This window comes from Hoeflea sp. BAL378, from assembly GCF_000759435.1.
Classification (GTDB): domain Bacteria; phylum Pseudomonadota; class Alphaproteobacteria; order Rhizobiales; family Rhizobiaceae; genus Hoeflea.
Genome location: NZ_JRJG01000265.1, coordinates 15,265 through 38,760 on the forward strand (window position 1 = coordinate 15,265; position 23,496 = coordinate 38,760).

22 protein-coding genes are annotated in these 23,496 nt (G+C 67.0%); 10 read left to right on the plus strand and 12 right to left on the minus strand.

All coding sequences use genetic code 11. The features are described 5' to 3' along the window. Nucleotides 1-4 precede the first annotated feature (4 nt). From LL06_RS26020 to LL06_RS26030, 3 genes are all read left to right on the plus strand, one after another. Nucleotides 5-862, plus strand: a complete 858-nt coding sequence (locus LL06_RS26020) for an ABC transporter ATP-binding protein (RefSeq protein WP_052161927.1) — start codon at nt 5-7, stop codon at nt 860-862. Beyond that, on the plus strand, nt 862-2,232 hold the full coding sequence (locus LL06_RS26025) for an MlaD family protein (protein WP_035533973.1): 1,371 nt from the start codon (nt 862-864) through the stop codon (nt 2,230-2,232). The genes LL06_RS26020 and LL06_RS26025 overlap by 1 nt, the downstream gene beginning before the upstream one ends. A gap of 95 nt (nt 2,233-2,327) precedes the next feature. Further along, nucleotides 2,328-2,909 carry an ABC-type transport auxiliary lipoprotein family protein gene (locus tag LL06_RS26030; protein WP_035533975.1) on the plus strand — a complete coding sequence of 194 codons (582 nt, stop codon included), beginning with the start codon at nt 2,328-2,330 and terminating at the stop codon, nt 2,907-2,909. Here LL06_RS26030 and LL06_RS26645 read toward each other — a convergent pair. From LL06_RS26645 to LL06_RS26045, 3 genes are all read right to left on the minus strand, one after another. Then, complete coding sequence (locus LL06_RS26645; RefSeq protein WP_052161928.1) at nt 2,884-3,264, minus strand: hypothetical protein; 381 nt, start codon at nt 3,262-3,264, stop codon at nt 2,884-2,886. The genes LL06_RS26030 and LL06_RS26645 overlap by 26 nt on opposite strands. A 151-nt stretch (nt 3,265-3,415) precedes the next feature. After that, nucleotides 3,416-5,125 (minus strand): prolyl oligopeptidase family serine peptidase, encoded by a 1,710-nt coding sequence (locus LL06_RS26040; protein ID WP_244447227.1) that lies wholly within the window; start codon nt 5,123-5,125, stop codon nt 3,416-3,418. A 226-nt stretch (nt 5,126-5,351) separates the two neighbouring features. Then, the gene (locus LL06_RS26045; RefSeq protein WP_035533979.1) at nt 5,352-10,364 is read right to left on the minus strand and encodes a hypothetical protein; all 5,013 of its coding nucleotides are present in this window, start codon (nt 10,362-10,364) and stop codon (nt 5,352-5,354) included. 372 nt (nt 10,365-10,736) lie between these two features. Between LL06_RS26045 and LL06_RS26050 the strand changes: the two genes are divergently transcribed. The 3 genes from LL06_RS26050 (at nt 10,737) to LL06_RS26060 (ending at nt 12,655) form a co-directional block, all read left to right on the plus strand. Then, nucleotides 10,737-11,105 (plus strand): Hpt domain-containing protein, encoded by a 369-nt coding sequence (locus tag LL06_RS26050; protein ID WP_035533981.1) that lies wholly within the window; start codon nt 10,737-10,739, stop codon nt 11,103-11,105. A gap of 175 nt (nt 11,106-11,280) precedes the next feature. Next, nucleotides 11,281-11,601, plus strand: a complete 321-nt coding sequence (locus LL06_RS26055; RefSeq protein WP_035533983.1) for a 2Fe-2S iron-sulfur cluster-binding protein — start codon at nt 11,281-11,283, stop codon at nt 11,599-11,601. 28 nt (nt 11,602-11,629) lie between these two features. Next, nucleotides 11,630-12,655, plus strand: a complete 1,026-nt coding sequence (locus tag LL06_RS26060) for an NAD(P)/FAD-dependent oxidoreductase (protein ID WP_035533985.1) — start codon at nt 11,630-11,632, stop codon at nt 12,653-12,655. 359 nt (nt 12,656-13,014) lie between these two features. Here the strand turns inward: LL06_RS26060 and LL06_RS26065 are convergent, their stop codons facing one another. The 3 genes from LL06_RS26065 to LL06_RS26075 form a co-directional block, all read right to left on the minus strand. Further along, nucleotides 13,015-13,431: a DUF983 domain-containing protein gene (locus LL06_RS26065; RefSeq protein WP_035533987.1), complete on the minus strand. Its 417-nt coding sequence runs from the start codon at nt 13,429-13,431 to the stop codon at nt 13,015-13,017. Nucleotides 13,432-13,591: 160 nt separating this feature from the next. Further along, complete coding sequence (locus tag LL06_RS26070) at nt 13,592-14,989, minus strand: PLP-dependent aminotransferase family protein (RefSeq protein ID WP_035533989.1); 1,398 nt, start codon at nt 14,987-14,989, stop codon at nt 13,592-13,594. Nucleotides 14,990-15,143: 154 nt separating this feature from the next. Next, nucleotides 15,144-15,758: a DUF922 domain-containing protein gene (locus LL06_RS26075; RefSeq protein ID WP_081964206.1), complete on the minus strand. Its 615-nt coding sequence runs from the start codon at nt 15,756-15,758 to the stop codon at nt 15,144-15,146. 105 nt (nt 15,759-15,863) lie between these two features. Between LL06_RS26075 and folP the strand changes: the two genes are divergently transcribed. The 3 genes from folP to folK are packed head-to-tail and all read left to right on the plus strand — an operon-like array spanning nt 15,864 to nt 17,617. Next, nucleotides 15,864-16,742, plus strand: coding sequence for a dihydropteroate synthase (gene folP, locus LL06_RS26080; protein WP_035533995.1), 879 nt, complete (start codon nt 15,864-15,866; stop codon nt 16,740-16,742). Beyond that, on the plus strand, nt 16,735-17,103 hold the full coding sequence (folB, locus tag LL06_RS26085; RefSeq protein WP_035533997.1) for a dihydroneopterin aldolase: 369 nt from the start codon (nt 16,735-16,737) through the stop codon (nt 17,101-17,103). The genes folP and folB overlap by 8 nt, the downstream gene beginning before the upstream one ends. After that, the gene (folK, locus tag LL06_RS26090; protein WP_035533999.1) at nt 17,096-17,617 is read left to right on the plus strand and encodes a 2-amino-4-hydroxy-6-hydroxymethyldihydropteridine diphosphokinase; all 522 of its coding nucleotides are present in this window, start codon (nt 17,096-17,098) and stop codon (nt 17,615-17,617) included. Before folB ends, folK begins: the two co-directional genes overlap by 8 nt. A 27-nt stretch (nt 17,618-17,644) precedes the next feature. On the opposite strand, the gene LL06_RS26095 is transcribed toward folK, so the two are convergent. The 5 genes from LL06_RS26095 to LL06_RS26115 all read right to left on the minus strand — a co-directional run bounded on the left by LL06_RS26095 (nt 17,645) and on the right by LL06_RS26115 (nt 22,464). Continuing rightward, nucleotides 17,645-18,556, minus strand: coding sequence for an arginase family protein (locus LL06_RS26095; RefSeq protein WP_035534001.1), 912 nt, complete (start codon nt 18,554-18,556; stop codon nt 17,645-17,647). Nucleotides 18,557-18,625: 69 nt separating this feature from the next. Further along, nucleotides 18,626-19,165, minus strand: coding sequence for a hypothetical protein (locus LL06_RS26100; RefSeq protein WP_035534003.1), 540 nt, complete (start codon nt 19,163-19,165; stop codon nt 18,626-18,628). 97 nt (nt 19,166-19,262) lie between these two features. After that, nucleotides 19,263-20,378, minus strand: coding sequence for a TIGR01620 family protein (locus tag LL06_RS26105; protein ID WP_035534005.1), 1,116 nt, complete (start codon nt 20,376-20,378; stop codon nt 19,263-19,265). Further along, nucleotides 20,375-21,847: a YcjX family protein gene (locus LL06_RS26110; protein ID WP_035534007.1), complete on the minus strand. Its 1,473-nt coding sequence runs from the start codon at nt 21,845-21,847 to the stop codon at nt 20,375-20,377. The genes LL06_RS26105 and LL06_RS26110 overlap by 4 nt, the downstream gene beginning before the upstream one ends. A gap of 83 nt (nt 21,848-21,930) precedes the next feature. Beyond that, entirely contained in the window at nt 21,931-22,464 is a 534-nt protein-coding gene (locus LL06_RS26115) for a histidine phosphatase family protein (protein WP_035534009.1), read from the minus strand. A 293-nt stretch (nt 22,465-22,757) separates the two neighbouring features. On the opposite strand from LL06_RS26115, the gene dksA reads away from it, so the two are divergent. Continuing rightward, nucleotides 22,758-23,177 carry an RNA polymerase-binding protein DksA gene (dksA, locus tag LL06_RS26120; RefSeq protein WP_035534011.1) on the plus strand — a complete coding sequence of 140 codons (420 nt, stop codon included), beginning with the start codon at nt 22,758-22,760 and terminating at the stop codon, nt 23,175-23,177. An 86-nt stretch (nt 23,178-23,263) separates the two neighbouring features. On the opposite strand, the gene LL06_RS27865 is transcribed toward dksA, so the two are convergent. Beyond that, on the minus strand, nt 23,264-23,496 hold a 233-nt coding region (locus LL06_RS27865; protein ID WP_035534012.1), incomplete at its 5' end, for a hypothetical protein.

Here is a 23,496-nt window from a genome sequence, read left to right on the forward strand (position 1 = left end):
CCGCATGACCCACCCAGATCCCATCCGAACCGACCCGAACGGCAAAGGCGAAGTGCTGCTGTCGGTGCGCGACGTCTGCGTCGCCTTTGGCCGGAACAAGGTGCTAGAACACCTCGATCTCGACGTCTACCGCGGCGAGATCCTCGGCTTCGTCGGCGGCTCGGGCACCGGCAAGTCGGTGCTGATGCGCTCGATCCTGCGGCTGATTCCGCGCCAGAAGGGCGAGATCCGCATCCTGGGCGAGGATTACGACAAGGTGAGCGAGGCCAAGAAGATCGAACTCGACATGCGGCTGGGCGTCCTGTTCCAGCACGGGGCGCTGTTTTCGGCGCTGACCGTGCGCGAGAACATCCAGGTGCCGATGCGCGAATATCTCGACCTTCCGCAGAAGCTGATGGACGAACTGGCCGAACTCAAGGTGGCGATGGTCGGGCTCGCGCCGGACGCGGCCGACAAATACCCGTCCGAACTCTCGGGCGGCATGATCAAGCGCGCGGCGCTGGCGCGGGCGCTGGCGCTCGATCCGGACCTGGTGTTCCTCGACGAGCCGACGTCGGGGCTCGACCCGATCGGGGCCGCGGAGTTCGACGAGCTGATCGCCCGGCTGCGTGACACGCTGGGCCTTACGGTCTACATGGTCACCCACGATCTCGACAGCCTGTTCTCCGTCTGCGACCGCATCGCGGTGCTCGGCAACAAGCACGTGATGGTCGAAGGCACGATCGACGACATGCTTTCATTTGACGACCCCTGGGTGCAGTCCTATTTCCGGGGGAAGAGGGCGCGGATGATCCCGGACCGCGACAAGCAACCCGATCCGGCGCCGATGCAGCCAAGCAGCCAGAAAAGCGAAGCGACATAATGGAAACGCGGGCCAATTACGCAATCGTCGGACTGTTCACCGTGCTGGTGATGCTGTCGGCGTTCGGTTTCATCTACTGGATGGCGAAATTCGGCGGCGGCGGCGAGACCGCGCCGCTGATCGTGCGCATCCCCGGCTCGGCCAACGGGTTGTCCGTGGGCTCGCCGGTGCGGTTCAACGGCATTCCCTACGGCGTGATCCGCCGGCTCAGCGTCGATCCGGAGAGCCCGAAATTCGTCATCGCCATGACCGAGGTGCAGGCCAACACGCCGATCTACACCGACACCCGCGCGGCGCTGGAAATCCAGGGCCTGACCGGCTCGGCCTATATCGAGATGCAGGGCGGCACGCCCAGCAACGACAACATCCTCAACAAGGCTGCGAACGAGGGCCGGGTCGCCGAGATCACCGCCGATCCGTCGAGCGTGACCAACCTGCTCGCCACCGCCGACGACATCCTCAACCGCGCCAATCGGGTCGTCGGCCAGGTCGAGGGCTTCGTCATCGACGCCCGCGGCCCGCTCACGGAGACGCTCCGGAACACCGAGACCTTCACCGGCGCGCTGCGCGACAATGCCGACGGCATCGACGATTTCCTCAAGAGCGTGGGCAACCTGTCGGAAGTGGTCAAATCGGTCTCGGGGCGCATCGAAAGCGCGCTCGCCTCGGCGGAGAACCTGATCAACGCCGTCGATCCGGAAAAGATCGACCGGATTCTCGCCAATGTCGACACGGTGACCAGCGAGGTCGCCACCGCGTCCGGCGACATCACCAAGACGCTCGAAAGCTTCCGCAACGCCGCCCAGTCGCTCGAAACCCTGTCGGCCAATGCCGGCGCCGCGCTCGACAAGGTCGACAAGGTGATCGCCGGCATCGATCCCGAACGGGTCGGGCAGGCGATGGACGACATTGCCGCCGCCAGTTCCGATGCCCGCCAGGCGCTGGCCGAGGCGCGCGGCGTGGCCGAGACCTTCAGCGCGCGCAAGGAGGATTTCGACCTCATCATCAGCGACGTCAAGCAGATGAGCGGCCGGCTCAACGCCGCCTCGACGCGCGTCGACGGCGTGCTCGCCAAGATCGACGGCTTCCTGGGTGAGGGCGACGCCTCCAACCTGCTGGCCGATGCCGAGGCGACCCTGAAGTCCTTCCGCGACGTCGCCAATTCGCTCAATGCCCGCATCGGGCCGATCGCCGACAATCTGCAGCGGTTCTCGGGATCGGGCCTGCGCGACGTCGAGGCGCTGGTCAACGACGCACGGCGCTCGATCCAGCGCATCGAACGGTCGATCTCGACCATCGAGCAGGATCCTCAGCGGCTTATTTTCGGCGGAGAGACCGTCAAGCAGTATGACGGGCGGACGCGGCGTTGACTCTTGGGCGCGTGCATCGCAAGAAAAGGGTTAACGAAGTGTGCAACATCCGGACCAGGGTTCCGGGGATCGGTGTAGGCGTGAAGTCTGTTGGTATGTTTGCAGCGGTTGCCATGCTGTCGGTCCTGTCGGGCTGCGCGGGCGGCTTGATCAAGTCGCCGCCGCCCGACACCTATGGACTGTCCGATGCGCCCGAAGCGATCTCCGGAGAGCGGTCGCGCAACCGGCAGATCCTGATCTCCGAGCCGACCGCGCTCAAGGCGCTCGACAGCGAGCAGATCGTCATCCGGCCGCAGCCGGTGTCGATCCAATATCTGGCCGATTCACAATGGTCGGACCGCCTGCCGAAGATCGTGCAGGACAAGCTTGTCCAGGCCTTCGAGAATTCCGGCCGGGTCGGCGGCGTCGGCCGTCCGGGCGACGGGCTGGCGATCGATTTTAAGGTCATCACCGCGATCCGCGCCTTCGAGATCCAGGCCGATGCCGGCGAACGCGCCGTGGTCGAGATTTCGGCCAAGGTGCTCAATGACCGCAACGGCGTCGTGGTGGCGTCCGAGGTGTTCCGCGCCAGCACGCCGGTCACCGGAACCGGCAACGCCGCCTATGTCCAGTCGCTCGACCGGGCGTTCGAAGAGGTCGTGCGCGATCTCGTTAGCTGGACGCTGTCGCGGATCTGACCGGGCCGTCTGCCGCAGGCGCCTTGGCCGCAGCCGCGGGCAGGGGCTTTGCCTTCTCCGTCGCAACGGTCCGGCCCGCCGCCCCCTCGGTCTTCACCGAATTCCCGTCCTGCTCCCGCGGCGCCCGGACCAGAAGGTCCGACGACGTCATGACCACCAGAAGCAGCAGGATCCCGCCGGCGGCGACCACGGCCGGCCCGATCAGCGCGGGATAGCCGAATAGCCAGATGGCGCTCAGCCACAACAGCACGGTGTTGACGACGAACATCACCTTCTCGGTGTCGCCGCCGCGCCCGGCGCGCCAGCCGAGAAATACGATGATCGCCAGATAGGCAAATGTCGCCGCCCATGCCATGTCCGCTCTCCGTGCCGCCGCGTGGTTCCAGTCTCGGCGCCTGCCGGGGCCGCAAGCTGCCTGAGCCGTATGTAACGGAAAACACCGCCCGCGCCATGGCCGGGCTCATGGCATATTGACGCATCCTGGATACAGGTTTGATGAAGCCGGATCAAAGACCGGGCGGCGGCGCGAGGGCCGAGGCGCTTGACGCCTCCAGCCAGGCGATGATCCTGCGCCACGCATCGGCGATGTTGGCCGGGCTTTCCAGGACATGCGCCTCGCCCCAGTAGCGCACCAACTCGGCCCTTCTGCCCAACTCGCGCAGGGCGGAAAACATCTGTTCGGATTGGGCGATCGGAACGTAGTCCTGATCGCCGTGCAACAACAGCACGGGAGCGGTGATGGTCTCCACCGAAAACAGCGGACTGTTGCGGATGTAGCGTTCGGGCATCTCCCAGGGCGCCCCCGGCAGGTCATAATTCGCCTGCATCATCGCCGCGCGGTCATCCGAACACAGATCGTCGTAGCGAAGCCGCACATCGTCGCCCCCGCCCAAGAGATTGCTCGTCGCCGCCATGGCGATGCCGGAGCGGAAAATATCCGTTTCCGCAAGCAGCGCCAAAGTGGCCCAGCCCCCAAGGCTGTGGCCTGCGACATGGACATGGTCGCGATTGACGAACCCCGCCTCGACCGCGGCGTCCACGGCCGGAACCACGCAATCCGCCAGGCGCTCCGCGGGTTCCCGGGCGTCTCTGCCGGTGTCTTCGACCGGCATGGCGGGCACGATGACCGCGAAGCCGCTGGCCGCCAGAAGGTGGAGGTTGAATGCGCCCGCTTCGTTGATGCGATTCTGGCGATGCAGGAGCGTGTCGGTGACGGACATGCCGGGATAGACCCAGACGACTGCCGGGTGCCGGTCGCCTGCGCGATGACCCGGCGGTAGTATGAGCCTCAAGCTTTCGGGCCCGCCGGTCGCGGTCGTGAACGGAAGCAGAGTCATCGGCGACGCAAGCACATCGCCCATATGCGCGTCGGACTCGAACAGTGTCGTGACCTTGCCGTAGGACAGCAGCAGGACCCGCGTCGCATCGTCGCTGCGGGCCAGATAGATCGTCTTGCGTCCTTCAGGGTCGGCGGCAACCTTCAGGCTTTCCGGCGGAACCCAATCATTCTCACCGACGCATCGGGGAGGGTAGTCGGAGGCTTGCCGCCCGGCAAAGCGCTGTACAGACCGAGGCTGTTCGCCGTCCCGCGCGACGATGCGGCATTCCCCGGTCTGGACATCGAAGGCGGCGAACTCCGACTGGTCCCAGCGGACGGCCGGCTGCTCGCTTGTCAACCGGCTTGCGGTCGTCTGCCGGCCGTTCCAGGCGTTTCGCCACTGGGCGATGCTTGCCAGTGCGCCTCTCTTCTCAATGTCGAGCCACAGCGTCGGCGCGTTCCCCAGCGTCATTTCGAAGACCAGTGTGCGATCGTCGATCCATTCAAAGAAGGGACGCGGTCCGGGCAGGTCGAGGTTCCGCTCGATCAGGATCTGCGTCTTTCCGCTGTCGACATGGACGATGGCTGGATGAATGAAGGACCCGTCGGTGACGGCAACCGCGATCATCGATCCATCCGGAGACCAGACCGGGGACAAGGCGCCCAGACCGGCGGGCATGGGCAGTTCGCTGGGCGTGCCGCCTTCGAGATCGAGAACGAGAAGCTCTCCCTCTCCGCCGCCGATCGCATCGAGAAAGAACCGCGACGCCTCGCTCAGGCTTTTCGGCAGGCAGAAGGCCAGACGCTGCCCGCCAGGGTCGAGGTCGAACTGCGGCCCGCACAGATAAGGAAAGCTCCTGAGACCGAGAACGTCGTCGATCGAGAGAGGATGCTGCATGATCGCCACCCCTTGTCGCCTTGGCGTCGAGCCGTCCCGGCATGCGGGGACCCGGGCTCAGCCATGGCCTTGTCACCGACATTGCGCGGTTGGAACAATCAGCATTCCATGGCGATGATGCGGCAGGATGCCGGATGAAACGTTTTGAGACAAAAAACCTCCCGCGACATGCGCGTTGCGGGAGGTTGGATGCGTCACAGGCCGGTGTCTGTCGCGGCTGAGGGTCTCAGCGCTCCTGGCCACCGAAGCGGCCGCTGGCGTGGGCCAGCATGGTGTAGACCTTGCCGGTGTCCGACGTCAGGTAGGTCTGCGTCATCATGTTGTCGCGATCGTTGCGCGCGACGTCCGACAGGAGCTTCTCGAAATCGGCGATGTAGCGGTCCACGGCCGAGCGGAACTCTGGTTCGCGGCCGTACTTGCTCTTGATCTCCTCGAAGGTCTGTTGGCCCTTGAGCGTGTAGAGCCTGCGGGTGAAGACGTCACGCTCGCCGCGCTGGTAGCGCCGCCACAGATCGACCGAGGCGTCGTGGTCGATGGCGCGGGCAATGTCGACGGAGAGCGAATTGAGCGATTCCACGACATGGCGCGGGTTGCGCTCGGGCGTCCGGGTCGCAGGCTGCGCGCGGGCAGGCGCCTGTTCCTCGCGCGATGCGCCGCGCAGCAGATCGCTGACCCAGCCGTCGCTCTTGGCGGGAGCCGCGCCCGCGGGCTCGAGGCTGCCGCGCAGCGGCGCGCGCTGGACCGGGGCCTCGGTACGGGGCGCTGGTGCCGCGACCGGAGCCGGATCGCGCCGGGGCGCCGGCTGCGGTGCGGCGGCGCGGGTGACGGGACGCGGCGCCGGCTGGCTGAACTCGGCCTGGTGGCTCGACTGGCTGACGATCTGCGACAGCTCCTGCAACGCCTTGATCTGGTCGGCCACGGCGCGACGCATGGCGGCCGCGCTCTCGCGGGTTTCCTCGGGAAGGTCGAAGGCGCCGCGCTTGAGCTCGTTCCTGGTGTCGTCGAGCTCGCGGCGGATTTCGGCCGCGGACTGGCGGATCTCGTCGGTGGCGCCGGAGAAGCGCGCGATCGCGTCCTCGATCGCCTCGCGCATGCTGTCGCGCAGGGTTCCGGCCGCGGCCTGGGCGCGGCTTTCGGTGCCGCGCAGCAGCTTCTCGGCGTCCTCGGCCGCCTCGCGCACGCTTTCGCGCATGGTGCCGGCCGCCGCATGGGCGCGGTCCTCGGTCTCGCCGAGCACCTTGCTGGCATTCTCCGCGGCGCTGCGCAGCCCGCCTTCAAGCCGCGAGGCCGCGCGGCGGGACATGTCGTCGGCGCCGGAGAAGGCCTTCTCGATGATGTCCTCGAGCGAATGCATGGTGGCTTCGATCTGCTCGGAGCGGCTGACCAGCCCGACCGAAAGCGCCTGCAGCGCTTCCCGGCGCTCCTCGAGCGTCGAGGCGAGGTTGGACTGCGCGGCGCCGAGAAGATCGGAGGCCGAGGCCAGCACCTTGGAGTGATCGTCGAAGCGGCCGGCGATGGCGCCGACCTGGTTCAGCGTGCGGCTGGAAATGTCGGTCAGGCGTTCGACCTTGCCGTCGAGCAGACGGGCGGAACCGGACAGCAGCTCGGCCGCCTTCTCGGTGGAGGAGGAGAACTCGCTGGTGGTCTTCGACAGTTGTTCGTTGGCCGTGCCCAGCGTCGATGAGGCGGTGGCGATGACCTTGGAGATTTCCTTGTTACTGGCGCCCAGGCGCTCGAGCAGCGCGCCGACATTGCCGCTCAGGCTCTGGTTGACGGTCTCGATGGCCGAGAGCGTCTCGCTGGTGCGGTTGGTGATGGCGTTGATCAGCGCCGCATTCTCGGCGCGCAGGCGGTCGGTCGAGTTCTGGGTGACCTCGGTCAGGCGGTTGGCGAATTCCTCGCCGCTCGACGCGTAGCGCTCGACCAGCGGGCGGGCCTGCTCGTCGATGACGCGCGACAGTTCGGCCGAGCGGCTGGCGAGCATCGAGTTGAGCTCGCGGGTGCGCTCGTCCAGCGTCGAGTGGACCGAGGTGGCGCGGATGTCCATCGCCTGTTCGGCCTCGACCAGCTTCTGGATGATGTTGACGGCCTTCTGGTTGAGCGCGTCGCCGAGCGAGCCGGTGCGGCTGACGAGATCCTGCGCCGATTTCTGCAGGCGGGCCTCGATCGCTCCGGTCTTCTCGTCGAGCGCGGAGACCAGGTTCTGGGCGTTGCCGTCGATGCGGGCGGAAATTGCCGCGGTCTTCTCGTCGAGCGTGGAGACCAGATTGCTGGCGGTGCCGCCGATGCGGGCGGAGATCGCCGCGGTCTTCTCGTCGAGCGTGGAGACCAGATCGTTGGCGGTGCCGCCGATGCGGGCGGAAATCGCTTCGGTCTTCTCATCGAGGGTCGAGACCAGATGGTCGGCGGTCTGGCCGAGGCGGTCCGAGATCGCCCCGGTTTCCTTCTCGAGTCGTGCGGCCAGCGCTTCCGCCTGGGCGGCGAAGCGGGCTTCGCTCGCGTCCAGCGTGCCGGAAATGGCATTGGCCTGGTTGCCCACGGTCTCGCCGACGCGCTCGACCAGGTCGCTGATCCGGCTGGCTTCCATGCCAAGGCCGCTGGCGCTGGCGGAGATGCTGCTGGCGATGTTCTCGGCATGGGCGGCGAGGTTGGCGGTGCGCTCCTCGACCTGCAGGTCGAGCGTGCGGGCGAATTCGCGGGCCTGGTGATCCATCCGGCCGGCAAAGCCGGTGCCCACCGATTCCAGCGTCTCGCCGGCCTTGAGCGCTTCCGCGTCGAGTTCGATGGCCGCGGCGGCGACAGCCTCGCGCAGCTTGGCGGCGAGGCCGGTGGCCTTGCCCTCGATGGTCTTGGACACGGAGTCGAGGCCGATGCCGAGCATGGTGTTCATGGTCGACAGGCGCTCGTCGACGCGGTCGGCGCCCTTGGCCAGCGTCGTCTCCATCTGCTCGGAGGCGGACTGGGCCAGTTCGGCATAGCGCCGGCCTTCGACGTCGAAAGTGGCGGAGAGGCGTTCGGAAACCTCCGAAAGCCCGGCCTGGAGCGATTCCGCGCGGGCGGCGAGGCGGCGGTCCATCGCGTCGGCGGCCTCGTTGACGGCCGCGCCAAAGCCCTCGGCGCGCTCGCCAAGCCTGCGGTCGAGCGAATTGGCGGTGTCGGAAATCGAGCCGAACAGCGCGGCGGAGCGCTCGTTCAAGCTGGTGTCGATCCGCTCGGCGCCAGCAGACAGCGCCTTTTCGAGCGCGTCGGTGCGGGTCGCCAGGGTGGCGTCGATGGCGTCGGTGCGGCTCGCAAGAGCGGCCTCGATGGCGCTCGCGCGGGTCGCGAGCGTGCTCTCGATCGCCTCCGTGCGGGCTGCCAGCGTGGTCTCGATGCGCTGCGCGACGTCGGAGGTGGAGGCCTCGATGCGCTCGGCGCCCGAGCCGAGCGTGATCTCGATGCGCTGGGCGACATCGGAGGTGGAGGCCTCGATGCGCTCGGCGCCCGTGCCGAGCGTGGTTTCGATGCGCCGGGCGGCGCCGGAAGTGGAGGATTCGATGCGCTCGGCGCCGGCGCCGAGCGTGGTCTCCAGCGCCTGGCTGCGTTCGGACAGCGTCGCGCCGATGCGTTCGAGGCTCGAGGAGAGGATGCCGTCCATGGCGTTGGTGCCGCCGTGGAGCGTCTCGTTGATGCGCGACAGGCTTTCCGAGAGCTTGCCGTCAAGGCTGCCGACGCGGCTGTCGAAGGCGGAGGTAAATTCGCCGACGCGCTCGTCGAAGGCGGCGGTCAGGCGGCTGACCGAGGATTCGAGCTTCTCTTCAAAGAAGCCCGAGCGCAGGTCGAGATCCATGATCGCGTCGTCGGCGCTGGACTTGAGCGCCTGGCTGAAGGAGGCGCCCTTCTGGTCGAGCGTGGAATTGAGCGCGGCGAGGGTCTCCTCGAGGCCCGACGCGATGGCCTGCTGGCCGACGCCGAGGCTTTCGGAGATGTCCCGGGTGCGGGCGATCAGCGTCTCGTTGAGCTGGCGCGCGCGTTCGCCGAGCGCGGCGTTGAGCTTTTCGGTGTTGGCGTCGAGCGTCGAGGCGCGGGTCTCGAATTCCGACAGCAGCGCCTTGCCGCGCTGGTTGAGCTGGACATTGAGCATTTCCAGACGCGTGTCGAACTCGTCGGTGAGATCGCCGCCGGAGACCTTGAGCGCGGTGACCAGCGCGTCGGTGCGGCCGTCGAGCAGAGCTTCGAGCTCGCGGCTGGTCTCGATCGTGCGTTCCTGGAGATTGGCGGCTCGGGTCTCCATGAGCTGGGCGAAGGCCTGGCCGGAGGTCGAAATTCGCGCTGCGATCTCCTCGCTGGCGATGGTGAGCTCTTCCTTGAGCTGCTCGTGGGCGCCCGAGATCGAGGCGCGGATGCGCTCGGCATGGCTGACGATGGCGTCGCGTTCCGATCCCAGTTCCTGCACCAGGCCGCGCACGCGCAGCTCATTGTCCGAATAGCTGCGCTCGAGCGCGTTGACTTCGGAATGCACCAGGGTCTCGAGCTCGGAGGCGCGGGCGATGGTGCGCTCGATGCCTTCGTTCATGGCCGAGACCTCGCGGCGCACGGCCTGGCCGACGCTGAGGATGCGGTCGCCGGCAATGTTCTCGGGCTCGGCCAGACGCAGCGCCACCTCGGCCATGGAGCGGGCGGCGGAGCGCATTTCCCGGGCGCGCGCCATCATGATGGAGAAGGCGAAGAAGATCAGGATGGGGACGATGATCGCCACCATAAAGCCGATCACCGCCGGCATTGCCAGCAGGTCGGAAATGGAGCGGATCTCCCAGATGCCGGGCGCCAGCAGCAGATTGGCGAGGCCAATGCCGCCGATGGCCCACAGAAGCGAGATGACGGTGGCGTTGCGCAGGGCGCCGCGGCTCGAGCGGATTTCGAGCGCGCGCAGCAGGCCCGCGGTGTTCTTGCGGCTGTCGTCGTTGGCAGGCGCCAGGGGACCGGCGGGCGTGAACGGCGGCGCGGCGACGCGCGGCGCGGTGCTTTCGCCCGGGCCCTTCGGCTTGGATGCGGAAGCGGTGGCGTCCGGGGCGGCCGGCTTGCTCGCGCCGGCGTTCTTGAGTTCGCGGGCGGCGCTCGAGACCTTGTGCTCGAGCTCCTCGATCGTGATATCGTCGAGCCCGTCCAGATCGTCGTCATCCACGCTGATGTTCAGTGCGTCTTCGAGCGCCTCGAAGGTCTGCTCGTCAATGCTCTTGTCCGCTGGTGTCTTACTCATGCCACTCAAGCCTCGTTACTCAGAGAAGGTTCGGTCGTGCGACCCGCCAATGCTGCACGCCCGAAACAGGACCCGCCGACTCGCCGCCCAGCGGCAAAACAATCGTCGCGTCCCGTTTCAGGACCCTCAAACTCCAATTTAGTGACACACACGGCACAAATTAACAATTGAAAGCGGTGGTATCGGGCGAACGTCCACCGGTTTTTACCGGGGATCTGTGTCAAAAAAATGCGTAAAAGCCAACCAAACGCCACATTTACGCCTCGTTAACCATGCCTGCACTTTTCGCCTCCGACCCCCGGCCGGCGTTTACCCGATCTACAGGCAGACGCGGCAGAGTCAGCATTCGACATCAACAAAGGAAATTCCGCCATGGCGGCAGTCAGCATCGCATTTGAAGCCCCGGAAGTCAGCTTCCAGCCGCGCCCGTCGGGCGGACGGCCGATCGACCTCGTGCACCTGGCGCGGCAGACCGGCGGCGACAAGGGGCTCGAAACCGAAGTGCTGGAGCTGTTCGCCCGGCAGGCGCGCGAGGCGGTGGCGCGGATCGGCGGGCTCGACGCCAAGCAGCGCTCCGAACTGGCGCACCGGCTGGCCGGCGCTTCCAAGGGAGTAGGGGCCTTCGAGGTCGCCCGCTGCGCCGAGGCGCTCGAGGCCAAGCCGCGCAATCCGGCGGCGATCGCCGCCTTCACCAAATCCGTGGTCGACGCGGACAACTTCATTGTCGGCCTGATGCGCTGAGGCGCGCGGGGCGCAGCCGGCGGCGGCGCCCCCCTGACCGCATGCGCCGGTCGATAAATCCGCATTTTGGAAAACCATGCCCCGCAACGCTGTCGCAGGGCGGTTTTCATTCTTGCCTCATGCGGTCCAGCGTGTATGAAAGCCTCACACTATAGTGAACATGCCAGAGGCTGGAATGACCAAGATTACCCTAGTTGCTTTTGACGGGACGCGTTTCGACATCGACGCCGTGAACGGCTCGACGGTGATGGAAAACGCGATCCGCAATTCCGTTCCCGGCATCGAGGCCGAATGCGGCGGCGCCTGCGCCTGCGCAACCTGCCATGTCTATGTCGACGAGCAATGGTCCGACGTGGTGGGTTCGCCCGAGCCGATGGAAGAGGACATGCTCGATTTCGCCTTCGACGTGCGGCCCACCTCGCGGCTGTCCTGCCAGATCAAGGTTCGCGACGAACTGGACGGCCTGGTTGTGCATGTGCCCGAGCGGCAGGCCTGATTTTCCTCTATTTGACCGGATAGTATAGATGTCTACCCCGATTGAAACCGATGTCGTGATCGTTGGCGCCGGGCCGGTTGGCCTGTTCGCCGTGTTCGAGCTTGGGCTCTACGATCTGAAATGCCACCTGATCGACATTCTCGACCGTCCCGGCGGGCAATGCGCCGAGCTCTATCCGGAAAAGCCGATCTACGACATTCCGGCGTGGCCGGAGATTTCGGGCCAGGCGCTGGTCGACCGGCTGATGGAGCAGATCGCGCCGTTCAAGCCGGAATTCCATTTCAACCGGATGGTCTCGGGCTTCCGCAAGCTCGAGAACGGCCGCTTCGAGGTCGAGACCGACGAGGGCGAACTGCTGCACTGCCACGCGGTGGTGATCGCGGCGGGCGGCGGCTCGTTCCAGCCCAAGCGGCCGCCGGTTCCCGGCATCGAGGCCTATGAGGGCACGAGCGTGTTCTATTCGGTGAGGCGGATGGAAGAATTCCGCGGCCAGGACCTGCTGATCGTCGGCGGCGGCGATTCCGCGCTCGACTGGACGCTCAACCTGCAGCCGGTGGCGAAGTCCGTGACGCTGGTGCACCGCCGGCCCGATTTCCGCGCCGCGCCCGACAGCGTCAACAAGATGTTCGCCATGCGCGAGGAGGGCAAGATCACCTTCCAGGTCGGACAAGTGACCGGGCTCAAGGGCGAGAACGGCCAGCTCTCGGCCGCCACCGTCAAGGGACCCGACGGCGACGTCGAGATTGCCTGCACGCGGATGCTGCCGTTCTTCGGCCTGACCATGAAGCTCGGCCCGATCGCCGACTGGGGCCTGAACCAGCACGAGAACCTGATTTCCGTCGACACCGAGAAGTTCGAGACCAGCATTCCCGGCGTCTTCGCCATCGGCGACATCAACTGGTATCCGGGCAAGCTCAAGCTGATCCTGTCGGGCTTCCACGAGGCGGCGCTGATGACGCAAGCCGTGGCGCGGATCGCGCATCCCGACCAGAAGATGGTGTTTCAGTACACCACCTCGTCGACCAGCCTGCAGAAGAAGCTCGGCGTCCAGTAGAGCTTAGGGGCCAGGGTACCCTGCCGTTGCCCCAAAAAAAGGCCCCGCAAGTCCGCAAGGACTGCGAGGCCAATGGGCGCAACAGGTATCAAACTCGATGAGGGAGGACCATCAAGCGGCTTCCATGCGCCGGGAACCCGAATCATTTGTATAAATATATCCCTTGAGACGTAGCGTACCTAATGTAGAGCCCGCGAATATTGCGAGGAATGCCCGGTGGAAACTTGGGGTGCCGCCGGTTTGACTGTGTGACCTCATCAATACAGTAAAGCCTCCGCCTGTTTCTTCCCTCCGGCCGATCTCGCTTCCCGCGGCAGACCTTAACCCGGCCGGGCGGTTCCCGGCGAGGAACGCCCGGATCAGCCGCTGTCCCGCTGGCGGGACGCGCCCTCGACCCAATCCCGGTCGATCGACCCTTCCTGCGCCTTGTGGAAATACTGGCTTGCCACCAGCCATCCCTTGACCGGCCGCAATGGCGGAATGCAGGTCAGCAGCATCAGCGGGACCGTCGTCAGGAAATGCACCCACCAGGCCGGCTCGTGGACGACCTGGAGCCAGAGCGCGAAGATCGTGCTCGGAATGCAGCCGAACATCATGATGAAGAAGGCCGGGCCGTCGGCCGGGTCGGCGAAGGCGTAGTCGAGGCCGCACACCTCGCAGCTCGGCCGCATCTTGATGAACCCCTGGAACAGATGACCCTGGCCGCAGCGCGGGCAGCGGCCGCGCACGCCGGTCCGGATGGGCTCGAGCGGCGGCCATTGCTGTTCGATCGACATTGCGCATCCTTTCAGGCGGGCAGGGCTCCTGTGCGCCCGCACGGCATTTGGTCCGAGGGGTCCGAACGAGTCCGGCCCCGGCAATCAATATATATTTGTATGTAGAATGTATGCAAGGAAAGTCAAGACTTGCATGGATGTCCGGCAAGGGATTTTCCGGTCAGACGACCATTGCGGCGGCTGCGGGGGACTGGCCGAGAAGGTCGGCGACGATCCGCAGGCTCCTGGCGAGATCGTCCCGCGTCGTCGGCGCGCCCAGCCCGAGCCGGACGGCCTCCGGCGGTGACGCGAGCGCGAAGGCCTCGCTGCCGACAACGCCGATGCCTTCCGAGCGCAGGCGCGCGGAGAACTCCGCGCGGGTCCACGGCGCGGGCAGGCTTAGCCATGCATGGAACCCCTCCGGATCGGCCGTGACGCACTCTTGCGGAAGCAGTTCTGCGGCGATGCGCTGGCGCGCCGCCGTTTCCTGCCGGATCGCCGCAACCACGGCCGCGGCGGTTCCGTCTTCGATCCATCGCGAGGCAATGGCTGCGGTCAGGGGCGAGGCCATGGTCGCCGTGGCGCGGATGGCGCTGCTCGCCCTTGCCGCCGCGCGCCCGTCGGGAACGACGAGATAGGCAATGCGCAAGGCCGGCGCCACGCATTTGGCGAGGCCGGCAATGTGATGGACGAGGTCGGGGGCGATGGCCGCCAGCGGCGGCACAGGTGCGACCGGCAGCGCGCCATAGGCGTCGTCCTCGATGATCGGAACCTGGTATCGCCGGGCGATGTCTGCGATCTCGTGACGCCTGGCCAGCGACAGGGTCGCGGTCGTCGGGTTCTGGATCGTCGGATTGCAGTAGAGCGCCCTGGGCTTTGATTCCGCGCAGATCTGCTCGAACGACGCCGGGATCATGCCGTCCTCGTCGATCGCGACCGCGGCAAGGTTGATGTGGAGATGGGCGGCGACGGCGCGGATTCCCGGATAGGTGAGCGCCTCGACGCACACCGTGTCGCCCGGAGAGGTAAGGACGCCCAGCACGGCGAGCAGTGCGCCTTGCGCGCCCGGGCAGACCAGAACGCGTTCGGGGGAGACGTCCCCGAGCCGGGGAAAGAGCCACGCCGCGCCCGCCTGCCGGTCCCGTCCGGCGCCGCCGGCCTCCTGGTAGCGCATCAGCAGGTCGATGCCGCCGTCCGCCTCAAGGCTGCCGATTCCGTCCCACATGCGCGCCGCCAGGCCGGGATCGTCAAACCGCGGCGGCAGGTTCATGCTCATGTCGATCAAGCCGCTTGCGACTGTCTGGCGCGCGCCGGCGGACCGGGCCCGGACATAGGTTCCCTGGCCGACCCTGCCTTCGACGAGGCCGCGCCTGCCTGCTTCCGCATAGGCGCGGCTGACGGTGGTGAAATCGATCTTCAAGGCATCCGCCAGCGCGCGTTGCGGCGGAAGCCGAACCCCCGCGGCGAGTTTTCCCGAGTGAATATCGGCCGCCAGCGCGTCGGCGATGGCGAGATAGACCGGCCCGTCGGCCTTGCGGATCGCCGGGCGCCAGAATGTCCGCGTTTCATCATTGCCCATCGCGCGCCCTCGAAGCTGGAATTATATGGATATTGTATGTATCTTCCGCTAAAATGGCAAGGCCGGATATGCCGATCGCAGATCAGTTTCTGGCGCATGGGCCTGCCGTCCCGGGCGCCGGTCCGACGCGCCACGGCGACGGGCGATGGAGGCGTCAGCCGCCCTCCTGGCGCTCCGCGGCCTTGAAGCGGAGCATGCGCGTCATCCGCCGCTCGTAGCTCGCCGCCTCGACGCGGTCGAAGCGGTCCTGGTCGGCGGCGTGCCTGTCGACGATCTTCTTGGTGGTGGCGTCGACGCGCGCCTGCATCCGCGCGCAATCCGCCTCGGGCCGCAGGGCTTCGAGCGCCGTTTCCAGCCGGCGGGCATATTGCCGGGCGATTTCGGCGTGGCGTTCCTCGTGGCGCTTGATGTCGGCCGACATCGTGTCCCAGATCAACGCCATCTCGCGGCTGGCGTGCTTGCGGTCCTTCCAGCGCGGCAGGGTGAGGTGGGTCTCGAGCTTGACCTTGGCGTCGGTGACCCGGCAGCGGCCGTCGCTGTTTTCATAATCCACGGATCCGCCGAGCTTGATCCTCGTGGCCCCGGCATGGCGGGTGCCTGTTCCCGACAGCAGCGGGCCGAGCCGGGAGAATTCCCGCTCTAGATCCGCGGCGGTGCGTCCGCTCACGGAAAAATAGGAATAGCTCTTGCTGATGAGCGGGTCGGCCGCGCCGGTCTGCGCGGCCAGGCACAGCATCAGCGCCGTGACGGCGAGGCGTAGTGGGCGCATGGACGACTCCGGCTGCATACGAACCGCTGGAACTTGCGCCATGGAGCCTGCTCATGCAACACAAAGCCGCAGCCTTATTGCCACAGCCATCCGGAAAACAGCGCCATGCGATCCCCTCCCGACCATGTCTTCGAGCCCAGGACATTCCGGCTCGGCCGCGACGCACATATGGAACTCGGGCCCAGATCGAAGGTGATGGGCATCGTCAACGTGACGCCGGATTCGTTTTCCGACGGCGGCCTGGCGGCCACGACCGATGTGGCGGTGGCGGCGGCGCTGAAGATGAGCGGGGAAGGGGCCGACATCGTCGATATCGGTGGCGAATCGACCCGTCCCGGCGCCGAGCCGGTCGACGCGCGCGAGGAACAGCGGCGGATCCTGCCGGTGATCGAGGCGCTCTCGGCCCACCCCGGGCTGCTGATCTCGGTGGACACCTGGCGCGCCGAGACCGCGCGGTTGGCGCTTGCCGCCGGCGCGCATCTGATCAACGACGTCTGGGGGCTGCAGCGCGAGCCGGAGATCGCGAAGGTAGCGGCCGATTCCGGCGCCGCGGTCGCCATCATGCATACCGGCCGCGAGCGGGAGCGTCTGCCCGACGTCATCGAGGACCAGGTCTTCTGGTTCAGGACCTCGCTCGCCATCGCCCGCGCGGCCGGCGTCAGTGACGACCGGATCTTGCTCGACCCGGGCTTCGGCTTCGCCAAGGACGCGGGAGACAATCTCGCGCTGATGGCGCGGTTCACCGAACTGCATGCGCTCGGCCTGCCGCTGCTCGCGGGAACCTCGCGCAAGCGCTTCATCGGCGGGCTCACGGGGCGCGAGGCGCCCGACCGCGATGTCGGCACCACGGCCACCAGCGTGGTGCTCAGGCTGGCCGGCGCGGCGATGTTCCGGGTGCACAATGTGGCTTTCAACATCGACGGGCTTGCGGTTGCCGACGCGATGGTTCAAAGCAGCCGCGAAAAGGAGCCCGGCCATGGCTGACAGCTACATCATCCGCCTTGCCAACTGCGCCTTCTTCGCCCGGCACGGCGTCCATGACGAGGAGGAATTCTTAGGCCAGCGCTTCTTCGTCGACGCCGAACTGGAGGTCGATCCGGGCGAGGCGCTCGAGACCGACGACATCGAGGGCACGGTCCATTACGGCGTCGCCTTCAAGGTGATGGAGGAGATCGTCACCGGCAAGCGGCGCTACCTGATCGAGGCGCTGGCGATGGACATCGCCAAGGCGCTGGTGGCCGAATTCACCCAGATCCGGATGGCGCGGATCACCGTGCGCAAGCCGAGCGCCGCGGTGCCGGGCATTCTCGACCATGTCGAAGTGACGGTCGAGCACCGTGCCTGAAGCCCGACCCGTCATCGCCGCCATCGGGCTCGGCGGCAATATCGGCAATCCTCGCCGCACCATGGCGCGGGCGCTGAAGCTGCTCGACGCCCATGAGGAGATCCGGCTGCGCACCGTCTCCCGGCTCTACCGGACGCCGCCCTGGGGCAAGACCGACCAGGACTGGTTCCTCAACGCCTGCGCGCTGGTGGAGACCAGGCTCGATCCGCATGAACTGCTGAAGGTCTGCCTCGACATCGAAAAGCAGCTCGACCGGGTCCGCACCGACCGCTGGGGACCGCGCACCATCGACCTCGACGTGCTGCTGCACGGCGATTTCCTTTCCGACCACGCCGACCTCACCGTGCCGCACCCGCGCATGACCGAGCGCGCCTTCGTGATGGTGCCGCTGGCCGACATCGCGCCCCGCGCGGTGGTCAATCTGCAAAGCGTGGCCGACTGGTCGAGCGAAGTGGATTCCGAAGGCATCGAGGCGCTGAGCGCCGACGGCGAGTGGTGGCGGGATGAGGCCTAGCGCGGGTGGAGGCCCCGGCGGCCGTGCTCAGGCCTGCCGGACGATCCGGCCGATGACATTGACCAGGATGCGCGAGGCGGTGAGCGCCGAGAGGCCGGCGATGTCCGAGGACGGGCGGAGTTCGACCAGATCGAAGCCGGCGATGCGGCCGCGCCTTGCTACGGCCTCGATCAATTCGATGACCTGCGTGTAGCTCAATCCTCCGGGGGTGCGGGCCGTGACCCCGGGCATGACGGCGGGATCGAGACCGTCGCAGTCGAGCGTGATGACGATTTTCGCGCCTTCGGGAATGGCGTCGACCGCGGCGGCGAAGCCATGGGCATGCACCTGCCTTGCGGTGACGATGGTGGCGCCGTAGCGCCGGGCGGCGTCCACTTCCGCGGCCCGGGCGCTGCCGACGGCGCGCATGCCGACCTGCACGAGGCCCGCCACATGGCCCATCTCGCTCGCGCGCCGCATCGGGCTCGAATAGCCGTGGCGCTCGCCGCGGACGTCGTCGCGCCAGTCGATATGGGCGTCGATCTGGACGATCCAGACCGGCCCGGCGTCGGCGAAACCTGCGAGAAAGGGGATGGGCGTGGAATCGTCGCCGCCGATCATCACCGGGACGGCGCCGGAGGCGAGGATCTCGCGCGTGCGGGCCTCGATCAGCGCGCGGTTGGCGGCACTGTCGCCCGGGCGCGTCGGCAGGTCGCCGGTGTCGACGCAGCAGGCCGGCTGGCCGTCGAACAGCGGGCCGTCGAGATCGAAGTCCCAGTTGTCGACAAGAGCGGCGTCTTCCTGGCTTGCAGCGCGGATGCTGGCGGCCGCCGCAGCGCAACCGCTCGGGTCCTCGTCGGGATAGACGGTCCCATGGGGCGCGCCGAAAAGGACGATGCGGGGGCGGGCTTCGCCGGCAAGCGCGCCGCTGAGCCCGAGAAAACCGGGATGTTGGGTCATGGCCGGGTGTCCCCTGGGGGAGGGCCGGAGCGCGCGGATCCGTGAACGGGCCGGGCGGTCAGGCTGATATCAGCGAATGGCGCCGGTGGCGATCTTTTGGGCGCCGCGCTTGAGGGTCATGCCGATGACCGGCACCATTTCCTCGCCGACCTTGACCGAAATCGTTACGTTCATCGTCTCCGAATCATTGAGGCGGGCGATCATCGCGCCGTTCAGCGTCTTGCGGTTGATGCCCATCACGGCGCGGTCGCCCGAAACCTTGCCCGAGACGATGTCGAGGCCTTCGCCGGCCGAGCCGTCGAGGAACTTGCCGGTGTAGGTCTTGCCCTTGCGGGTAATCGTCGCCGACATTTTCTGGTTGAAGACGCCGACGCGGCAGGTGCCGTCGAGCGTGATGCCGACGGCCTTGCCGTCGTGCTCGCCGCCGGTCAGGTTGCAGACGAACTTCGTGCCCTTGTATTTTCCCGCGACGATCTCGCCCGGACCCTTCCAGGCGCCGGCCACCGATTCGAAGAAGATCAGGTCGGTGTCGCGCGACAGCGCCGGCTGGGCCGAGAGCAGTGCGGATGCCGCGAGACTGAGGGTAAGGATGCGGAACGTCGAGAACATGGTCACACCTGTCGCGGCTGAAAACGAAGTCCAAAATTGACCCAGAATGGTTAACGGACCGTAATCACCGCCGACTTATGCACAATTTCCGGCGAGCTCATAGTCCGTCGCCGGTTTTTTCTTTGGCGGCCTCGCGGCCGGCGAAACTCGCCAGATCGGTCATGAAACCGCCGATGCCGGGGCGCTTGAGCGCGACGAAGGGCATCGGCCGGCACAGGTCCATGGCGGAGATGCCGATCCGCGCCGTCATCAGCCCGTTGATGACACCTTCGCCGAGGCGGGCGGAGAGGCGGGCGGCGAGGCCGTGGCCGACCACCTGCTGGATCAGGCTGTCGCCCGCCGCGATCGTGCCGGTGACGGCCAGATGGGCGATGACATCGCGGAACAGGCGGATCATGCCAATGGTCCCGGGGCGGCCGCCATAGAGCTCGGCCATCGCCCGGATCAGCCGCACCGCCTCGAAGACGACATAGGCGAGATCGACGAAGGCGCGCGGGCTGACGGCGGTCACCACCGAGACACGGCGGGCGGAGTTGATGATCAACTGCCGGGCCTGCCGGTCGAGCGGCGTCATCAGCTCGCGCTCGGCGAAGGCGAGATAATGCGGCCCGTCGATGATTTCCTCGTCGAGCGTCTTGAGGCTCTTGCGGCCCTTCGCGGTCAGCGGATTGGCGGCGACCAGGCCCACGACCTTCGCGGCCAGCGCGCGGGCTTCCTTGGCGGTCGCGGTCCTGCCGAGGGCAGCGATCTCGGCGTTGAGCTCGGCCACGCGCGCGAGCCGGCGCATGCCGCGGATTTCCCTGACGATGAGAACCAGCAGCGCCAGCGCCGCGATCGCGGCGGCGGACAGAGCCACCCAGCCGAGCCAGGGCAGTCGGTCGAACAGGTCCTGGATCAGGCGATCGGTCCAGATCCCCACCGCCAGCGCCAGCAGGAAGCCCAGGCTGGCGCTCAGGATCTTGCCGGCGGTGAGGCGGTGCGGCCGGGGCTTGGCCGGCGGCGGCGTCAGCGCGTCGATCGCGGCGGGGGGAAGGAACGGATCGTCCTCCGCCATCGTTACCGCCGCGGTGACGGGCATGGCCGCGGGTTTGCGCGCGGGCTCCGCCGCGGGGTGCTGCTTGGCGCGCTTGCCCTCGGCCTGTCCGGGCTCGGGGTCGTTCACGGAAAATGCGCGCGGCTTGCGGGCCGGGGATGTGTCGTCACGGTCGGTCATGCGAGCCGGTCTCCCAGGAGGTATTCCAGCGCCCGGTCGAGGCGGATGTGGGGCAGCGACAGCTTCACCCCGCCCTCGCTCTCCTCGATCAAGGGCGGGCGGAAGCGAACGATGTTGATTTCGGGCAGCATCGGCTGAGACACTGAATCAAGCGCCTTGAAGAATGAATCCGGATTTCTCGGCAAGTCCCCGGGAAATATGGCTGTTTTGCGGTTGCCGTCGAACAGTTCGCCGCCGATGCGCTCGCCCGCGAGCGGCGTGCCGACGATGACCGGCAGTTCCTCGCCGCCCTGGCGCGCGGTCGCCTCGCGCGTCGCCCGCACCGCGGCCATGGCCATGACCTCGATATGCGCCCCCGACGAGCCGATATTGGCCGAGGCGCGCTCGACGATGCGGCGGGCGATGGCTTCGAGCCGGTCATGGCTCTCGTGGTGCAGGTGATCGGCCTTGGTGGCGGCGATCAGCACCTTGTCGATGCGGCGCGAGACGAGGTTGGTCAGGAAATTGCCGCCGCCGGGCCGGAAGCAGGAGAGCACGTCCGAGAGGGCGCGCTCGAGGTCGATCACCGCCTCGCGGCCGGCGTTCATCGCCTGCATGGCGTCGATCAGCACGATCTGGCGGTCGAGCCGGGCGACATGCTCGCGGAAGAACGGCTTGACGACGACCTGCTTGTAGCTCTCGTAGCGCCGCTGCATCATCGCCATCAGCGAGCCCCTTGGCGCGGCTCCGTCGGGCAGGTTGGGCAGCGGCGCGAAGGTCAGCGCCGGCGAGCCGTCGAGATCGCCGGGCATCAGGAACCGCCCCGGCGGCAGGGTGGAGAGCGCGCGCTCCTCGCGCTTGCAGGCGCGCAGGTAATCGGTGAACAGCCGCGCCAGTTCGCGCGCGTCGGCCTCGTCGGCCTGCTTGTGCGGGTCGATTGTCGCGGCCTTCTCGAGCCAGGGGGCGGCGAGGTCGTGGCGCACCGGCGAGCGGGCGAGCGAGGCGGCGTTGAGCGAGAACTCGGCGAAATCCTGGCGCAGCAGCGGCAGGTCGAGCAGCCATTCGCCGGGATAGTCGACGATGTCGAGACAGAGCCTGCCGCCGGAGAAGAAGCGGTTCCAGCCGCTGGCGGATTCATACTCGATGACCAGCCGCAGTTCGGAGATGGCGCGGGTCGAGTCGGGCCAGATGCGCTCGGAGAGCATCCGCGCGGCGTGGTCCTCGTACTGGAAGCGCGGCACCGCGTCGTCGGGCTGGGCGTCGAGGAACGAGCGCGCCAGCCGGCCGGAATGGGCGGCCTCGAACATCGGCAGCCGGCCGCCATGCAGCAGATTGTGGACAAGCGCCGTGATGAACACGGTCTTGCCGGCGCGCGACAGGCCGGTGACGCCCAGGCGCAGGGTGGGCTGGATCAGGCTGCTGGCGCGGTCGGCAAGCGTGTCGAAGGCGATCAGCGCCTCATCGGTGATGGAGGTGATGGGTGATGACACGTTGCGGTCCGCTCCGGTTGCTTGGTCCGATATAGGAGAGCGGGGCCGTGATTGAAAGCGCGACGTCGTGTCCCGGCCTGGCCTCAGGCGTCGACGGGGGAGAGCAGCGCCACGAAGCGGGCGCTTCCGTCGATGGCGCCGGCGCCGCGCTGCCGGCAATCGGCGATGAACAGGCCGGCGGTGGGAAAGCCGCCGTCGAGCGCCTGCTGATAGGCGGCGGGATCGGAATGCACCAGCGCGCCCGCGCTGTCCTCGATCATCGGATTGTGGCCGACGATCATGATCGAGCGGACCGCCTCGTCGGCCACCGAGGCGATCAGGGCGAGATAGGCCTCGTGGCCGGCGGCATAGAGCGCATCGCTGCGCTCGATCACCGGCGCGCCGCCGCCGCGGGCGAGCAGGATCTCCAGCGTCTCGGCGCAGCGGCGGGCGTTCGAGCAGAAGACGAGGTCAGGCTGATAGGCGTTGACGGCCAGCGTCGCCGACAGCCGCACCCCCTCCTCGCGTCCGCGCTCGTCCAGCGGCCGGTCGAAATCCCGCATACCGGGCGTGGCCCAGCCGGAGTGGGCGTGGCGGACGAGGAAAACGCGCAGGGCGGTGGACGGTGTCGGGCTCATCCGTCGAATTTAGACATTTGCGCAGGGGCTGCAATTCGCCGAAAGCACAAAGTGCATCGCAACATGACATCGAACAGCCCCATCCACGGTCTCCTTGCCTCACAGACGGCTCGAAATGGGCATTTTCACCATCGAAAACCAGCCCGACGGGACAGAAAAATGCGCTTTTTTCAGTTCGATGGCCTGATTAATGAAGATAAATGAAATTGCTGTCACACGCTACTTTAGCGCTTGTACCGGTGCGAGCGTCTGGCTATACACCCCCCGGAATGGCTTTAGCCGGGAGAATCGTCATGAGTGAAGACTTCGATTTTTCCTCTTATGTGCCCTCGGAAGACGAGGATTTCATGAACGCCAATCAGCGCGCCTATTTCAGGACCAAGCTGACCGCGTGGCGCAATGATATTCTCAAAGAGGCTCGCGAGACGCTTGACCATCTCGCGGAGGAAAGCGCCAACCATCCGGATGTGGCGGATCGCGCCTCGTCCGAAACCGACCGAGCGATCGAACTGCGCGCCCGCGACCGCCAGCGCAAGCTGATCGGCAAGATCGACGCGGCGCTGGCCCGCATCGACGACGGAACCTACGGGTATTGCGAGGAAACCGGCGAGCCGATCAGCCTGAAGCGGCTCGACGCGCGGCCGATCGCCACCCTGTCGATCGAGGCCCAGGAACGGCACGAGCGCCGCGAGAAGGTCTATCGCGACGAATAGGCGTCCGGCATCGGCATAAGAGACAAGAAAACCGGCCTTCGAGCCGGTTTTCTTGTTTCAGGGCCGCGCGCGCAGCCCGCCGCGGCTCAGGGCTTGCGCGACAGGTCGCCCAGCAGGCGCTCCATTTCGGCCTCGAGCGAATCCCGCGACGGCTGGCTGTCGGGCTGGACCTCGGGCGCTTCGCTTCGGCTCGATTCGGCGCCGGCCTCCTGAAGCGGCTCGTCGTCGAGCGGTTCGAAATAGCCGCCGTCGGAGATGTCGATCGACAGGTCTTCCGACAGTTCCGCAGCCAGCACCGATTCGAAATCGCCGGGAACCG

Coding starts and splice junctions, on each gene's coding strand:
- LL06_RS26020 (WP_052161927.1), top strand. CDS start 5: ATGACCCACCCAGATCCCATCCGAACCGACCCGAACGGCAAAGGCGAA.
- LL06_RS26025 (WP_035533973.1), top strand. CDS start 862: ATGGAAACGCGGGCCAATTACGCAATCGTCGGACTGTTCACCGTGCTG.
- LL06_RS26030 (WP_035533975.1), top strand. CDS start 2,328: ATGTTTGCAGCGGTTGCCATGCTGTCGGTCCTGTCGGGCTGCGCGGGC.
- LL06_RS26645 (WP_052161928.1), bottom strand. CDS start 3,264: ATGGCATGGGCGGCGACATTTGCCTATCTGGCGATCATCGTATTTCTC.
- LL06_RS26040 (WP_244447227.1), bottom strand. CDS start 5,125: ATGCAGCATCCTCTCTCGATCGACGACGTTCTCGGTCTCAGGAGCTTT.
- LL06_RS26045 (WP_035533979.1), bottom strand. CDS start 10,364: ATGAGTAAGACACCAGCGGACAAGAGCATTGACGAGCAGACCTTCGAG.
- LL06_RS26050 (WP_035533981.1), top strand. CDS start 10,737: ATGGCGGCAGTCAGCATCGCATTTGAAGCCCCGGAAGTCAGCTTCCAG.
- LL06_RS26055 (WP_035533983.1), top strand. CDS start 11,281: ATGACCAAGATTACCCTAGTTGCTTTTGACGGGACGCGTTTCGACATC.
- LL06_RS26060 (WP_035533985.1), top strand. CDS start 11,630: ATGTCTACCCCGATTGAAACCGATGTCGTGATCGTTGGCGCCGGGCCG.
- LL06_RS26065 (WP_035533987.1), bottom strand. CDS start 13,431: ATGTCGATCGAACAGCAATGGCCGCCGCTCGAGCCCATCCGGACCGGC.
- LL06_RS26070 (WP_035533989.1), bottom strand. CDS start 14,989: ATGGGCAATGATGAAACGCGGACATTCTGGCGCCCGGCGATCCGCAAG.
- LL06_RS26075 (WP_081964206.1), bottom strand. CDS start 15,758: ATGCGCCCACTACGCCTCGCCGTCACGGCGCTGATGCTGTGCCTGGCC.
- folP (WP_035533995.1), top strand. CDS start 15,864: ATGCGATCCCCTCCCGACCATGTCTTCGAGCCCAGGACATTCCGGCTC.
- folB (WP_035533997.1), top strand. CDS start 16,735: ATGGCTGACAGCTACATCATCCGCCTTGCCAACTGCGCCTTCTTCGCC.
- LL06_RS26095 (WP_035534001.1), bottom strand. CDS start 18,556: ATGACCCAACATCCCGGTTTTCTCGGGCTCAGCGGCGCGCTTGCCGGC.
- LL06_RS26100 (WP_035534003.1), bottom strand. CDS start 19,165: ATGTTCTCGACGTTCCGCATCCTTACCCTCAGTCTCGCGGCATCCGCA.
- LL06_RS26105 (WP_035534005.1), bottom strand. CDS start 20,378: ATGACCGACCGTGACGACACATCCCCGGCCCGCAAGCCGCGCGCATTT.
- LL06_RS26115 (WP_035534009.1), bottom strand. CDS start 22,464: ATGAGCCCGACACCGTCCACCGCCCTGCGCGTTTTCCTCGTCCGCCAC.
- dksA (WP_035534011.1), top strand. CDS start 22,758: ATGAGTGAAGACTTCGATTTTTCCTCTTATGTGCCCTCGGAAGACGAG.